At 44.7% G+C, this 14,691-nt stretch carries 16 protein-coding genes and 1 pseudogene; 5 read left to right on the forward strand and 12 right to left on the reverse strand.

Going from position 1 to position 14,691, the window contains the following annotated elements; genetic code table 11:
- Positions 1-49 precede the first annotated feature (49 nt).
- The 5 genes from QUA25_RS27500 to QUA25_RS27520 form a co-directional block, all read right to left on the reverse strand.
- Entirely contained in the window at positions 50-361 is a 312-nt protein-coding gene (locus QUA25_RS27500; protein ID WP_333042751.1) for a hypothetical protein, read from the reverse strand.
- 139 nt (positions 362-500) lie between these two features.
- Positions 501-1,346, reverse strand: coding sequence for a glycoside hydrolase family protein (locus QUA25_RS27505; protein ID WP_333042753.1), 846 nt, complete (start codon positions 1,344-1,346; stop codon positions 501-503).
- Between the two features lie 507 nt (positions 1,347-1,853).
- Positions 1,854-4,181, reverse strand: coding sequence for a S8 family serine peptidase (locus QUA25_RS27510; RefSeq protein WP_333042755.1), 2,328 nt, complete (start codon positions 4,179-4,181; stop codon positions 1,854-1,856).
- A 147-nt stretch (positions 4,182-4,328) separates the two neighbouring features.
- Positions 4,329-4,727 carry a transcriptional regulator gene (locus QUA25_RS27515; protein ID WP_333033583.1) on the reverse strand — a complete coding sequence of 133 codons (399 nt, stop codon included), beginning with the start codon at positions 4,725-4,727 and terminating at the stop codon, positions 4,329-4,331.
- Positions 4,728-4,879: 152 nt separating this feature from the next.
- Positions 4,880-5,197 carry a type II toxin-antitoxin system HigB family toxin gene (locus QUA25_RS27520; protein ID WP_333042757.1) on the reverse strand — a complete coding sequence of 106 codons (318 nt, stop codon included), beginning with the start codon at positions 5,195-5,197 and terminating at the stop codon, positions 4,880-4,882.
- Between the two features lie 209 nt (positions 5,198-5,406).
- On the opposite strand from QUA25_RS27520, the gene QUA25_RS27525 reads away from it, so the two are divergent.
- The 3 genes from QUA25_RS27525 (at position 5,407) to grxD (ending at position 6,858) form a co-directional block, all read left to right on the forward strand.
- Positions 5,407-6,030 (forward strand): hypothetical protein, encoded by a 624-nt coding sequence (locus QUA25_RS27525; protein WP_333042759.1) that lies wholly within the window; start codon positions 5,407-5,409, stop codon positions 6,028-6,030.
- Between the two features lie 42 nt (positions 6,031-6,072).
- Positions 6,073-6,333: a BolA family transcriptional regulator gene (locus QUA25_RS27530; protein ID WP_333042760.1), complete on the forward strand. Its 261-nt coding sequence runs from the start codon at positions 6,073-6,075 to the stop codon at positions 6,331-6,333.
- A 201-nt stretch (positions 6,334-6,534) separates the two neighbouring features.
- Entirely contained in the window at positions 6,535-6,858 is a 324-nt protein-coding gene (grxD, locus tag QUA25_RS27535; RefSeq protein WP_333042762.1) for a Grx4 family monothiol glutaredoxin, read from the forward strand.
- 401 nt (positions 6,859-7,259) lie between these two features.
- Here the strand turns inward: grxD and QUA25_RS27540 are convergent, their stop codons facing one another.
- Together QUA25_RS27540 and QUA25_RS27545 are read right to left on the reverse strand one after the other, a co-directional pair.
- A complete protein-coding gene (locus QUA25_RS27540; protein WP_006634037.1) occupies positions 7,260-7,508 on the reverse strand; it encodes a DUF6761 family protein in 249 nt (82 codons plus the stop codon).
- Between the two features lie 125 nt (positions 7,509-7,633).
- On the reverse strand, positions 7,634-7,876 hold the full coding sequence (locus QUA25_RS27545; RefSeq protein ID WP_333042763.1) for a hypothetical protein: 243 nt from the start codon (positions 7,874-7,876) through the stop codon (positions 7,634-7,636).
- A gap of 227 nt (positions 7,877-8,103) precedes the next feature.
- Here QUA25_RS27545 and QUA25_RS27550 point away from each other — a divergent pair, with 227 nt between their 5' ends.
- Positions 8,104-8,838, forward strand: coding sequence for a response regulator transcription factor (locus QUA25_RS27550; protein WP_333042764.1), 735 nt, complete (start codon positions 8,104-8,106; stop codon positions 8,836-8,838).
- 26 nt (positions 8,839-8,864) lie between these two features.
- Here QUA25_RS27550 and QUA25_RS27555 read toward each other — a convergent pair whose 3' ends face one another.
- Both QUA25_RS27555 and QUA25_RS27560 read right to left on the reverse strand, forming a co-directional pair.
- The gene (locus tag QUA25_RS27555; RefSeq protein WP_006634040.1) at positions 8,865-9,215 is read right to left on the reverse strand and encodes a 4a-hydroxytetrahydrobiopterin dehydratase; all 351 of its coding nucleotides are present in this window, start codon (positions 9,213-9,215) and stop codon (positions 8,865-8,867) included.
- A 267-nt stretch (positions 9,216-9,482) separates the two neighbouring features.
- The gene (locus tag QUA25_RS27560; RefSeq protein ID WP_333042765.1) at positions 9,483-10,850 is read right to left on the reverse strand and encodes an aldehyde dehydrogenase; all 1,368 of its coding nucleotides are present in this window, start codon (positions 10,848-10,850) and stop codon (positions 9,483-9,485) included.
- 163 nt (positions 10,851-11,013) lie between these two features.
- Between QUA25_RS27560 and QUA25_RS27565 the strand changes: the two genes are divergently transcribed.
- Positions 11,014-11,934, forward strand: a complete 921-nt coding sequence (locus QUA25_RS27565) for a glycine betaine ABC transporter substrate-binding protein (protein WP_333042767.1) — start codon at positions 11,014-11,016, stop codon at positions 11,932-11,934.
- A 142-nt stretch (positions 11,935-12,076) separates the two neighbouring features.
- Here QUA25_RS27565 and QUA25_RS27570 read toward each other — a convergent pair.
- The 3 genes and pseudogenes from QUA25_RS27570 to QUA25_RS27580 all read right to left on the reverse strand — a co-directional run.
- Positions 12,077-12,424: pseudogene (locus tag QUA25_RS27570) on the reverse strand (IS1 family transposase); the annotation flags it as partial.
- A gap of 15 nt (positions 12,425-12,439) precedes the next feature.
- Positions 12,440-13,762 carry an IS701 family transposase gene (locus QUA25_RS27575; protein WP_333042770.1) on the reverse strand — a complete coding sequence of 441 codons (1,323 nt, stop codon included), beginning with the start codon at positions 13,760-13,762 and terminating at the stop codon, positions 12,440-12,442.
- A 192-nt stretch (positions 13,763-13,954) separates the two neighbouring features.
- Positions 13,955-14,404: a transposase gene (locus QUA25_RS27580; protein ID WP_333042768.1), complete on the reverse strand. Its 450-nt coding sequence runs from the start codon at positions 14,402-14,404 to the stop codon at positions 13,955-13,957.
- Positions 14,405-14,691 lie beyond the last annotated feature (287 nt).

Here is a 14,691-nt window from a genome sequence, read left to right on the forward strand (position 1 = left end):
TTTTTACCCGGTTACCTATGCTGATATTGTTTGATTTGTCAAGTTCATATTATACCAAATTAGATGAGCTTACCCTGCTCTGAAGTGCCTCTTTTGCCGGGGTTTGTACGTAGGGAAAAGCTGCCTCCAGCAAGTCTACATTAAGGTCATCAAAACTGACAAAGGCATCTGGCATCATCAGTTGCAGTTGATAAATCAACTGTTGAGATAAGCCATTGACCACCGCAGTCGAAGACATGGGGGCATCTTGGAGCAATCCCGGGAAACTGCCTCTAAGTTCCAACATATCCCGTTGGACAAATTCTTCACAGGCTTCGATAATTACAGGTTGATTAAATAGAATGTCGCTTGAGTTAGTCATGGTTTTATCCAATCAATTTGAATTTGGTCAGTCCTGGATTCATAAACTCTATCCGTAGGCGATACACACCGCACCTTACCTCCACAGAGCTTGTGAAAATTACTTGATTGTGTCAGTCTTATTGGTTACGCAATCGATTTTATAGTCCCAATTCTTTGCGTGTTTGGGTACCGACAACACCATCCGCCGTTAGCCCTTTTTGCTGTTGAAACTGTCGCACAGCGCGATCGGTGTCTTTACCAAAAACGCCATCTGCTGAAACATTTATTCCTGCCGCGATCAGCGCTTCTTGCACTTGACGCACATCCTCACCTTGCATTATTGGCTCGGTAAGTGTGAGAACCCGAACTTCAGGCATTCCTAAAAACAGAGCTTGCTCGGCCAAGCGCCTGCGTGTCAGCCCTAGCCAGGGTTCACCATTGACTTTATTCCACACAGGAAACTGATTGGCTGCTCCTTGATAATCTCCCTCGTTCAATAGCTTCAGAAGAGTTGAACCTCCAAAACCTTCTGTTCCTGGGCCCACGTTGAAACAGAAGCAAACCAGTGCAGAAAACTGGTTGTCATCGATCTCAACTTCAACGGCATCCTCCACATAGGATTCAAACTTTTCTAAATCTTCCCTCAGCAATTCTTCTGCTTGCGTTTGGCTAATAGTAAGTCCTGGATAAACATCATCGCCAGTGTGTCCGTAACCAATTGTCCAAACTCCACCGCCATCATCATAAGCAGTGAGTTCACATCCTTCAAAGGTCCTGAGAAGCTTGAAACCTTCTTGATTGATATGCTTTGAACCTCTGCGTTCTACCACATCAGGAGGTTGTTCGTCTGGAGGATGAATATGATATGTTTTAGCCACACTGAAGCTTAAAGCATCAATTAATGCTTTTACTTGCCCATTAGTCTCCGTAACTTTAATAGCTAGGTCGTCTTCGATTTCGTATACGCGGCCATCGCCGAAGAGTTCCAACGATCTTTTTGGCATTTGAGTTTTTCCTTTTTACAAGGTAGGTTCAGTCAAAAAAGGCACCTTGAAGATCCGAACGCAAAACTTTTGGCTATTTTGAAAATGAGTTTAAAGACTCTATTAATTAATGATTTCGATCAAAAGTCTTAGCTTGACGGGTAATTTGGTTATTATATAGGTCTGTTCCAGAGTCATGTTCGCGATTGGCACAAACCTTTACAAAAATTAATTCACCTTGACAATCGGCTTTCCCAATCTCTCTGATTCACTACGCACAGTTTTGGCTCATATTCCGCAGATGTAACTCATCTTATTGCAATAGTCGGGACAGTTTTTAATTCGTAATGTGAAACCCTGGATTTCCGGGAAAGAAACTCGATATGTAAAGCTATCATTAAAAAAGCGATCTTTTTGTCAGGACTTACGCAAAAAGTGGTTCGACTCGCCGCGCATTATAGCGGCTTCAGTCCTCGGATTTTATGAGGACTGAAGTCCGAACTATCGAACCAGTTTTACTGTTATTAGCTAGACAATGTAAGGAGAATCGATCGGCTTTGCCCGATTAATCGCCACCAAAGTCTGGTAAATCAAAGCCGAAATCTCAGCGCGGGTAATATCCCGCTGCGGCGAAAGCCAATCGCGGGAAGGATAATTAACCACTATCTTCAAAGCAGTTGCTGTGGCGATCGCACTTAAAGCATAATTAGGAATTTGAGAACGATCGTTGTAAACTTTCAAAGAATCAGGATTGCCGCCCTTGAGTTCCAAACCGTTAACCAAAGACACGATCGCGTCAGCCTTAGTCAAATTCTGATTCGGGCCGAACTTCAACCCCGGAAACCCCGCCAAAAAGCCGCCCCGATTTGCCCGTTCGATCGCACTTCTGGCCCAAAAAGTAGCAGAAACATCAATAAAATTTGTAGCCGGCACCCTCGGAATCGGACTAAACGCACTCACCAACAGCGCCGCATATTGAGCACGATTTAAACTCTCATCCGGCCTAAAAGAACCGTCAGGAAAACCGCTAATTATATTCGCCGCAGCCAAAGCTTCAATAAACTTCTGTGCCCAATGTCCAGAAATATCGCTGAACACCGCACCGCCGATATTCGGATTGCCGCCGCCCTTTCTCACCGCAGCTTGCACAGCTTTAAAAGCATTCACTTTCCCGTAACCAAACCAATCGCTGCGGCCGTTGTTAGGATCGTAATTTCCCATCTGATTGCCCAACTGGGGATCGGGATCGGGATCGACAATTTTCTCAGCAGTTTGTTCGAGAATTCCCCGCACTTCCCGCGCCGTCAAACGGGGGTTAGCCGAAAGTATCAACCCTGCAACCCCAGCGACTACAGGAGTGGCGCTGGAAGTACCGCCAAAAGTATCAGTATAGTCCCCCCAATCGTAGCCCCGATCGCCCACTCGATCGGCTGCAAACACCCCCAAACCCGGCAAATACTGCGTCACCTCCGGCGGCGTGCCGATAAATCCGGTTTCTGGCAACCAAGTTCCCGGCGGCGCGTTGTTGCTGGGGGCGCAAACCGAGATGCTGGTGCCCCAATTGCTGTAAGCTGCTTTTTTGTTGAGGGAAGTGGAAGCGCTGACGGCAATTACGTCTGGGTGAACGGCAAATCCTGCCAGCCATCTAGTTTGACCCTCCACCACGTTGTTGGGCCAGCCGTTCTCGTTAATTGTGCCGTTGACTGGGCGGTTGGCATTCCCGGCAGCGAACAGAATAACGCAGCCTCTGCCGCCCCGCCCTTGGGTTGCTGCTTTGGTGATAACGGCACTCTGCCGCAGGGAAAGGGGATAGTAAACAGCAGCAGGCCCCCAACTGCAAGAAATGACGGCGGCCCCTTTTTCGATCGCCCAATTAAATATTTTTTCGACAGAATTGTCATCGAGAAAACCCGTGGTACGGATGGGCATCAGGGCGCATCCGGGGGCGACGCCGACAATGCCTTTGCCGTTCTCTTCAGCAGCGGCGACGCCGGCACAACTTGTGCCGTGGTTGTCTGAGTCTGCGACTGGCATCGGGGAAGTGTCGCCGTCTTTTAAATCGATGGGTGAGACGATTTTGCCTTGGCCTTGAAAATCTGGGTGGGTGATGTCAACTGAATCGTCGGCGATGGCAATTACGATCGATCGAACTCCGCGAGTCATGTCCCAAGCTGGTTCTGCATAAATTTGAGCACCGCCGACAAGTTGGTTGCCGCCTTTGTTATGGAGATACCACTGTTTGGGATAAAGCGGATCGCGGGGCGTGTAATGCTGCTGCGTCTCTACTAAAATGTTTGGTTCCGCTACGAGAACTTCTGGATATCTTGTCAGGCGGTTGGCAATTTTGACCGGGTTTTCTGTTGCTTGTTTTGTGACTTCGCAGACGAAGGTGTTGGGAATTCCTTCCACTGGCCGGACTATGTTTAAAGCTGCTGCATTGGCGATCGCCTTTCGCGATTGTTCGTCTACTTGTTCGCCAAATTGAATGGTAATTTGGTCGGTTAAATAAAAGAATGTACTCGGATTGTTCGCGGGGCAATAGACGTGGCTGGCAAAAGCTACGGCATCACTGGCGCGGGCTGCTTGCATTGCTGCTTCTAGGCGATCGCGTGCAACGAGATATTCTTCGAGATTGCTTTGGCCGATGCGACGGTTTAGTTTTGCCCCAGTTGTTGCAGCCCAATCGTTTGAGGCTGATGCTGTTGATGAGGGGCGGACTGTAAAGCGATCGTCCGCTTTTGACAGCAGCAATTCGTCGCCGCCGCGTTGCAAAATCACTGCCAGACTTTCATCGGGGACTCCAATTCCTTGATAGTTTTGTAAGGTATTTGCGGAAAGTTGGATCGGTTGTGTCATCAGAAATGCCTTTGTTTAATTTTAATCCAGTCTTACTATATTCTCAAGAACAGGCAGGATGCCTGTTCCACAAAAACTGAATTTTCTTGTGGGGTGGGCTTCTAGCCCGCCCGTAAAAGGCTTATTAACAATGATTCAGCAAATCCCTCAAATAAACACGCTAGGATTAACATTAAAAAATTCTCCCAGCGCCTTAGCTTGCGCCTTGCTAATCGCCCGTTTCCCATTAACCACCTCAGAGACTACTCCTTTGGAACCAATCACGCCCACTAAATCGGCTTGTTTGAGTTCGCGAACTTCGATGAGATGCAATAGAACATCCCGGGGAGTCGCTTCTGGGATTGGGTAATACTTGGCTTCGTATTCTTCGATCAACAGAGCCCAGAGGCTCAGTAAAGTTTCTTCTTCTAATGTTAATTCTTCCTGAGACATCAGAGATTCTACTTCTGCGAGGGCAATATCGTAATCTTCTTCGTTCAGGATGGGCTTAGGCTGCGATTTCGCCAGTAGTTGACCGTAAGCTGTTTTCTCAATTGTTATATTCATGGTTCCTTCCCTTGTTTAATTAGACATGGTTCTCAAGTATAAGGTGGGTGTTTTTTTCTCTATCTCCTGCTTTTGACGATTGGTGTAAATGTTTTTGATTTGTTAAAAGTATCCGGTAATCTGTATTGATTACCGATATGCTTAGGTAGAATTTAATTTATTTTTATTTTGACTTCATCTTCATTGTCCCAGTTGATTTTGCTATATTCGGCATGAGTTAAGAACTGCTTAAAATATATAATTTTGCTTTTGTATTTAACTTGTACAATTAATCGATACTGATTGCCTTTAATATTAAAGATGGTATATCCACAGACTTGATCGACCGATCGCGAATATCCGTTTCGCACATCTTCTAAGGATTGCCAATCGTTGTCTTTGATTAGCTGGTACCAGGATTTGATCGCACTCTGGGCATCCGGGTAGGGTTCGATCGCACTCAGAAGATTTTTCTTAGAAATCAGTCTCATAGATCGTTTCTCAACTACCATTCTATCTTCTCATTTTGAGAACAACCAGTCAAGTCTCTACTTAATTTTTCCTAAAGAACCTTTTGCCCGATCGCGCACCCTTTGACATTTCAACAAATTTGGTTTACACTTAGCCGGTTGCGATCGCCAATGGTAAGATCGGCTCAAGCTAAATATTTTTTTAAGGCGCACAGGCGCAAAGTAATTTCATGGTATACTCTGGAACTGTTTGCTGGCTTCGCTCCACTGCCCGGATTACGATCGGGGCGATCGCAGCTTTTACCCTGTTGCAACCGCTCCAAGTCCAAGCACAACAACCTTCTGGGCCAGAGAACCAACCCCAAGTCGAACCCGCCGACGACCCCAAAGACCCCAACAATCTTCGCCCTCTGACGCAAGACAGCAGCTTGCTGAGCGTCCCAGGAGGCCAGCGTTTGATGACAGAAGCCAGCAGTGCTATTTCCAATCAGAATTACGCACTGGCTACTCAAAAACTCCAAGAATCCCGCCAAATTTTCAATCAACTCTCCAACTTCTACCAACAACTGGGTAGCAGTTTTGCCGGAATTGACATCCGCTTGGCCGAAAGCCACCGCACCAAAGCTGTAGAAACGGCCCAAATGCGCGACGAAGCTACCTACCGGCTGGCGTTGGTACACCGGGCGCAAAATAAGCCCGAACTGGCTGTGCCCCTGCTGATTCAGATTATTCGATCGCAGCAGCCAACTCGCGACTTGGGCAAGAAAGCTTACCAGCAGTTACTGGAATTGGGTTTTGTGGATTCGCCCTTTCCCCGGCCTGCCAGCAGTCAACCGAGCTCATCGAAAAAATAGTTCCACTAAAATCTAAATTACAGCCGTTTATCAGAGAAACCAATGGTTACACCGTCTCAAGTAGCAGAAATGATTAAGGCAGGGTTGCCTGACGCTAAAATACAAGTTGACGATTTGACCGGTGGCGGTGACCACTACCAGGCGAGAGTCGTCTCTGCTGCCTTTGAAGGAAAAAGCCGAGTACAGCAGCACCAAATGGTCTACGGCGCTCTCAAACAGGCAATGGCTAGTGAAGCCATCCACGCTTTGGGCTTGGAAACCTTAACTCCCGCAGAATGGGAAGCGAAAAGTCAAGTTGCTTAATAGTTGATCGGCAATTGGGCATCACAAGTTTGTGCTTCTGTCAATAGTTGCTTGAAATACAACTGCTGCACTTACGCACAAAAACCAAAGAAACCGGGTTTCTTAACCGGAATCTATGGCTGTAACGAAAGATTGTCCTAAAAAACCCGGTTTCTGCGTCAGTCAACGTTTAAACATTTTCAAACAATATTAGGAGCTACCATGACTACAGCAGCACATGAAAGAATTGACGAATTGGTTAAGCAAAACAAAATCATGGTATTTATGAAGGGCAATAAGTTAATGCCCCAGTGTGGTTTTTCTAATACTGTGGTGCAAATTCTCAATACTTTGGGAGTACCTTACGAAACTGTTGATGTTTTGGCCGACCAGGAAATTCGTCAAGGCGTTAAAGAGTATTCCAACTGGCCGACAATTCCCCAAGTTTATATCAACGGCGAGTTTATTGGTGGCTCGGATATTATGATCGAGATGTATCAAAAGGGCGAATTGCAAGAAGTTGTAGAAGTGGCTTTGGCTTCTTAAATTAGACAGAAAAAACATCTCCCCGACCTCTTAAAGAAGTCGGGGAAATAACAGCAATCGCGTTTTACGTTGAATTAGGTTAATTTACTTAATTATTCGTTAGAGCAAGACTAAATCATTTGTGAATTTCTTACTTCCTCCCCGCGGGTTCGGGGAAGGTTGGGATGGGGTAAAAAATTTACGACTCATTTAGGATTGCTATACCAGGCAGAGCCTGGGAACGCACTGCGGTCGGCTATGACTCGAATTTTTAGGCTCCGAAAGCGAGGCAGAGCATCTGGACATTGGTTCCCAGGCAGAGCCAGGGAACCCGTTACAATTGCCAATTCCCCATTGCCAATTCCCAATTCCCAATTCCCAATTCCCAATTCATCAAGGGTTTATCCAACCGAATTTGCTATTTAATAGTAGTCGGCTTCAGTTTGGGTCTGTGGCATTGCAAAATTGGAGGGGTCGTGAATGTAACGCGCTGCTTCTTCCTCTAGTCTGTGAATCAGATAGGGTTCCAAACCGTTGGAATGCCGCAGGGCTGCTAAATACCCGTCTAAGTAAAGCCGCAGATCATCGAAGCGATAACCTCTATTCCACATTTCGACGAGGGCGTCGGTGAGTTTCTGGTAGTGCCGGATTGTTTGGGTGTCTTGTAGCATGGTGTGAGGTTGAAATCCTTTGTGGTTTGTATAATGACGGCGGGATTTAGGAATGGCCTCGATTGATGCTGAGTGGCTCAGCTTGAGGCTATTTCTAAATAAAAGTTTTTACCCTGCTCAACAGGCTACCCTCCATAAAAAATTTCACTCGTTGCAATGCAGTTGCTCGACTTTTTGCGCGCACCTAGATAATTCGCTGTGCGTTTAATGGAGTCGGGATGTTGCTGAATTTGGCGGTCAAAGTGGCTGAGTGTTCCGGCTACCGAGCGAACGGTTGGAGGAATTCTAGTTTCACTTGCGCGATTTGTCAACCTCCTGGGAGTGGGGGCTGGGTCGGGGGGATCGCTTTTAGCAGGCGGTTGGGGCATGGGGTCGATCGGCTTTACACTGTCTTATTTTCATTGTAAGCTCATCGCCATAATGATTTAACCTTTCTGCAGGCTGACCCTGCCAAATTAACCCAATCTTTAACATTCGTACCCTGGGTGTGTCCGCTGCTTTAAACGCAGCTCATGCTTGAGTAGCGATGGTTACAAAAGCTTGACAAAAGCTCTGTTAACCTTGTAGCAATTAGTGATATGGGAAGCTCGCCTCTGTGGAATCTGCAAGTATTTCAATTGTTGAAGGGAATCCGCACCTGCGATCGCTCTTGGGCTGGCATCTACAGCAAGTCGGTCACTGGGTGCACCAGTCAGCGGATATCAGTCACGCTAGGGAAATATTTTTCAGCCGCCAGCCAACCCTAGTCATTCTGGATGCTCAATTGCCGGATGGGGACGGTTTGGAATTTTGCCACTGGCTGCAACAGCAGCAGCAGTCGCTGATTTTGATGCTGTCGGCGCGGAATTCGGAATCGGATATTGTTGAAGGTTTGAAGGCGGGCGCAGACGATTACCTGACTAAACCCTTTGGGATGCAAGAGTTTATGGCCAGGGTGGAAGCTCTGATGCGCCGTAACCGCACGATGATACCGCCGGCGACGCTGGAGTGCGGGCTGCTGAAAATTGATTTGGTGCAGCGCCGAGTCAGGTTGTACGAGGAACATATTGAGCTGACTCCGCAGGAATTTAGCCTGCTGTACGTGCTAGCTCAAGCTGGAGGAGTGCCACTGTCGCGCTCGGATTTGCTGCGTCGTGCCTGGCCCGATGCTATTGATAACCCCCGGACGATCGACACTCACGTACTCTCTCTGCGTAAAAAAATCGAAATCGACCCGCGACAGCCGAGCCTGATTCAAACTGTACGGAATGTCGGCTACCGACTCAATCTAGAGTTGTTGAATAATGCCAATCAACCGCATTCCCCAGTGCCCAAGGCAGTGCTTTCTTAAACTACGATTGAGCTATAAGTCGGATTTTATTTAGGGAATTGATTGGCGATCGCATCTGTTTTTGCAGCCATAATAAAATCATTGCGATGCAGTCCAGAAATCGCGTGAGTCCACCAAGTAACGGTAACTTTTCCCCACTCGGTTAACAGTGCGGGGTGATGTCCTTCGGTTTCTGCTGCTTCGCCGACGCTGTTTGTAAAGGCGATCGCACTTTTGAAATCCGGGAATTCGTAGGTGCGTTCTATTTGGGGAATGCCATTTTTTTCAATTAAATTCCAGTCGGGAATTTGAGGTTTTAGCTGGACAATTTCGTAAGCTGTGAGGCGGGGAGAGTTTGGGCGGCAGGCGGCACAGGGTTCTTTTGCTAAAGGTTCCATAAATTGCTTGTTAGCGAGAAGATGCTAAAAGATATTATAGACATTTCTAATGTGGATTATTTTGGACGGGGCAACTGTCCTTTAGGAGTGACGTAGAGAGTGTGATGGAAATCGTTCAAAAAACCGATGAGCAATCCTTTAAATTTTATGGAAATAATCGTTCACAGTGGAATTGCTTAACCGGTAATATCAGGAAGGGGTGGGCTGATTTGGCTATCTCGCTTATATTGTCAACCTTGGTGAACCCGCCCCTCCAAGTGCGATCGATCAACCGATAACTTTCTTAATCAAATCCAACTTACCTAGATAGGGAGCATAGCGCCATTTTAAGTCAAGTAAAAATGACTTTTGCAGCACGCTTTTTTGATGAGAAAAAGTGTCAAAACTTGCTTTGCCGTGATAGGTGCCGATCCCGCTGTCGCCAACTCCCCCAAAAGGTAAACTTGTTACTCCGACTTGCATAACCGTGTCGTTTATGCAAACTCCGCCGGAAGAAGTTTCTCGCAAAACTCGCTCTTGTTTCTCTTTATCCTTCGAGAACAAATACAAAGCTAGGGGTTTGGGACGGGCGTTGATTTGGGCGATCGCCTCCCCGAAATCATCATACTCCAAAACTGGCAAAATCGGCCCAAAAATCTCATCCTTCATCACAGGCGCATCCCAGGAAACCTTGTCGAGAACCGTGGGTGCAATATATTTATCTTCGGGGTTTGTTTGACCGCCCACGACAACTTCTCCGTCTTTGATAAACTCTGCCAAACGTCCTAAATGATGCTGATTGATAATGCGGGAATAGTCGGGACTTTTCTGCGGATCGTCGCCGTAAAATCCGTGAATTGCCGTTTTAATTGCCTGCATCAAATCTGGTTTAACTTTTTTATCAACTAACAGGTAATCGGGAGCGATACAAGTTTGACCGGCATTGATGAATTTGCCCCACGCAATGCGTTTAGCAGTGTATTCAACTTGAATATCTGAGTGTACAATGCAAGGAGTTTTGCCACCCAATTCTAATGTGACAGGTGTCAGGTGTTTAGCGGCGGCTTCCATGACTATTTTACCGATTTTTGTGCCACCTGTAAAGAAGATGTGATCGAATTTTTCCGCTAATAATTGTTGGCTGATTTCGACTCCTCCTTCGACGGCGACTACGTAGGCGGGATCGAAGGTTTTGCTAATCATGTCGGCGACAACTGCCGATGTATGCGAGGCGATTTCTGAAGGTTTGAGGATGGCGCAGTTGCCGGCGGCGATCGCCCCGACCAAGGGTGATATCATTAGCTGAAATGGGTAATTCCAAGGCCCGATGATTAAAACTACCCCCAAAGGTTCTGGGTAAATGCGGGCGGATGCTGGGAATTGATCGATCGAAGTAGGCACTTTTTTCGGCTTTGCCCACGATTTTACATTTTTGATGGCATAATTAACTTCTGCGATCGCAGCAATTTCAAAATAAGCCTCGTACTCCGGCCTGTTTAAATCAGCCTTGACAGCATCCACAATCCGTGATTGATTGGAAACGATCGCACTTTTGAGCTTCTTGAGTTGTTCGATCCGAAAATCCACATCCTTAGTTTTCCCAGTCGCAAAAAATTGCCGCTGCTGGTGGATAATATCGCTGACTCTGATTACCATATTTATTCCTCCATGTCTATCAATAAATGTTACAACAGGAAAACGGAACTTGGGTAAAGTGCGATCGGTGTTAAAGCGCAGACTTCTTGAAGAAGTCTGCGATCTGGGCTTTATGCTATAACTTATAAGGTATTAATTGTAGATTTTTAATTTGAGTTAAGTCATGAAAATCTCTAAGAACGATTTTTTTTTCTATTCCTGCTGGCTGCTTTGCTTGCTTGCAGTAGCAGGATGTACCTCTAAGCCCCAAAAGCAAGTTGTCATCTGCTCGAAAGACTTTACCGAACAAGTCATCCTCGCAGAAATTTTAGCACGCCATATCGAAGCTAAAACAGATATCAAAGTAGAACGAGAACTAAATCTCGGAGGCTCGCTTTGCCATGAATCCCTAAGAGCCGGTAAAATCGACTTGTACGTCGAATACACGGGTACTGCTTACGCCAACCTGCTCAAACAAAAACCGATTTCTGATCCCAACAAAGTCCTCGATTACCTCAAACAAGAATATCCCAAACAGTTTAAAGCAGAATGGACGGAACCGCTGGGATTTAATAACAGTTTTGCGATTATTGTGCGGGGAGACGATGCCAAAAAACTCAATTTACAAACTCTCTCGCAACTTGGGAAAGCTGCACCTAAATTACGCGCTGGTTTCGGCCCAGAATTTAACGAGAGAGAAGATGGATTTCCCGGATTGGCTAAAACTTACGGGATTAAGTTTCGAGAAGAACCGAAGGAGTTGCTGTTAGGATTGCTTTATCAAGCGCTGCAACAAAAAGAAGTAGATGTGATTGCTGGTAATACGACGGACGGTTTGATTCAAAGTTTGGGTTTAGTAGTTCTCAAAGATGACAAGAACTATTTCCCGCCCTACCAAGCAGTTCCGGTTGTGCGATCGCAAGTTTTGGAAAAATACCCGGAATTGCGTCAAGTGCTCGCAGAATTGGGCGGCAAAATCTCCGAGGAAGATATGCGACGGCTCAATTATCAAGTTGATAAGAAACAGCAGGAAGCTGGACAAGTAGCCCAGGATTTTTTGCAGCAAAAATTGGGTCTTTCAAATCCCGGACCTAGCGCAAAGTAATCGCCAGTTTCTCTCGTACAAGTTCACTTTATATGCGTAGCAGCTTACTTAGAAAAGGAGTTTAGAATAAGACAGAATAAAGAGATGCATTACTGTAGATTGAATGCACTAAAAAATGAAAAATAAACAACTTGAGGTAGTCCTAAACAAGTAATGATAAATTGTAGTGATGGATAAAATACCCAATCGCACCGATGTGATTATTGAATGACTTAGAAAAAGATAAGGTCTTTCGTACCAAACGAGAGACCCGTTGTCGGAGAGTGTTATTGAAGCGCTCGATATAACTGGTTTTACCCGTTTCTTTCCCGACCGCCTGATGCCGCTTACTTGCTAACACCTTCGAGTAAGCCGCCCAGAAATCCGTGTAGACGACGGCACATTGTCGATAGACCCGCGGTAATGATTTCCATAATTCACTCGCGGCGGCTGAGTCTCTTGCCCCAATGTAAACCCCGACAATTTCACGGGTCTTGGCGTCTAAAGCTAACCCTCTTTTGTCACTCTACGCAGAGGAAAAATAGCAATAAGGGATATTGAGGTTTTGAAAAATTGAACTAGTTAAATTATTGACAAGCATTTGAAGTTTAAAAAAGCCCTCGGATAACTTAGGAATAGTAAAAATTCGTACCCAAGGTTTAATAAAGTTAAATAGTACAAATGGTTGAAGTATTAAACGGAGGTTGTTAAGAATATTCTTCCACCCATTTCCTTGATCCCACCAAGGATATGATGAAAAATTAGATTCAGATTGTGGTGGTAATTTTAGCAGTTGTTCAGAGTGGAGACTAACCATCAAATAAGACCTAAAAATAATTTCCCACCATTTTTCTATTTGTGGATAATTAGTTAAGCGAAAATCTGCCCATCCTAATTCGTTTTTACTTTGCTTCAAACCATATTCTACCCAAGTTCTTAAAGCATAAAAATTACCTAATTCTCTGGGTGTAATGTTGGGAAATTTACTCATTACATACCAAGTAGTGTTTTTGGGAAGCTCCTCTTTATCAGTTGTGATTTGCCAATATTTAATTTCCGGATTATCACCACAAAGAATCTCTCTTATATATCTGTCTTCCGAGCTTAAATCAGAGAAGACACGTTTGAATCTTTGCCACTTTGAATATTTGACTTTCGCATCTGTAACTCCCCATGCTTTGTGGTTAGAGCGAATTGCCACAATAAAATTTAGATTCCATTTCTCTAGTATTTGAATAAAATTGTTACTACTCTCTCCGTATAAACTATCTGCTAGGACAAGATTAAATTTAAATCCTATCGCACGCAATTGTTTGATCATTTTTGCGGCAATTTCATGTTTAGTTAGATATTCATCTCCTGGTTGCAGTCTTGATATCGGTTTATAAACTTCAAATAATAGAGGAAAAGTCAGACCAGAGCAAACACCATACGCTGTAACTGCAACGATACCATTATCTGTTTTACCTAAATTTCCAATGTACTGCCGTTTTACATAATCAGTCGCATCCCCCTTTTTTGTCTCTCCTGTCTCATCAATTATTAGTAATATTGGACGCCCTTGAAGTACATATAATATTAATTCTAATGGTTGCTGACTTAATTTTTTTACATCCCAAGGTGATTGTGTTAAAAAATGGTGTAATGGTTGATGATTATCTAGCCCTATAACTTTCGCTATTGATGGTAGTGTTTTGCGTTTTATGTCCGATATCATACCGACATATAAGTAATTAAAAGCTTCAAAGCTCCTAACTTCGGGAAATATGTTTTGGTAAATTTGACAATATTCATCTATAAATTTGACGGTGGGTACTGGTTGACGAGGCTCTACCCTAGGACTGGCAATGCTTTTGTGGTGTGTCACTGATTATACTACCACGAGAGTGACAAAAGAGGGTTAAATTCGACTGTCGAGCGGGATGCAATGGAAGCTGTGCTTCGCACAGCGGCTTAACCGTCTTGGCGGTTGCTATAAGTCCAGGAATCTTATTCCGTTTGGGCAAGACTTTCGGTACTAATTGGGTAGGTATAGCCTTTCTCAGAAAGATGAGGTACAATAACAGCAGTGTGTAAACCAGTTAAAAATATTTGACGATGTAACTTGTCCGAACGCAAACTCGATGGCTTTTCCTAACTCTTGATAATTAGTAGTCTTGATAGAACGGAGAATGATTTTAAGTTTTGACCACAGATTCTCAATTGGTGAAAAATCTGGTGAATAAGGTGATAAGTATATTAATTTTGCGCCTTTCTTTTCAATAGCTTTTTTGACTTCTTCTCCCAGGTGAATAGGACAATTATCCATCACCACACAAGCACCTTTCCAGAGTTTTGGTACGAGTTTTCTGATAATAAAAGCTTCAAATGTAATTGCATCAGTTCCGCCTATTAGATTAACCGATGTCAAAATTTTATTGACTGACATTGCTCCAATTATTGAGACATTTTTGCCACGCGCAAGTTGGTTTGAGCCCCTTGGCTCTGTCACCTTTTTGCATACCTAGCATATAACCTCACCATTGCCAAATTAACTCCCGATTCGTCAAGGAATATTAAGTCTTTCAAACTAATTTTTTTAATTGTTTCCCAGAACTCACATCGCAGGATTTGAACTCGGTCGGTGCCTTTGCCTGAAGGGAATAGAGTTTTTTTTTACAGTAATGTTTAAGAGTTTTATCATTCTTCCTATGGTAGCTCTGTAAGGATTCAGGTCAAAAAAAACTTAAGTGTCGGCATCTGGTAAAATAAGTAAATGAAAAAGCCCGCAGCCACCAG

The organism is Microcoleus sp. Pol17C6 (assembly GCF_036701145.1).
In the GTDB taxonomy this organism is placed as follows: domain Bacteria; phylum Cyanobacteriota; class Cyanobacteriia; order Cyanobacteriales; family Microcoleaceae; genus Microcoleus.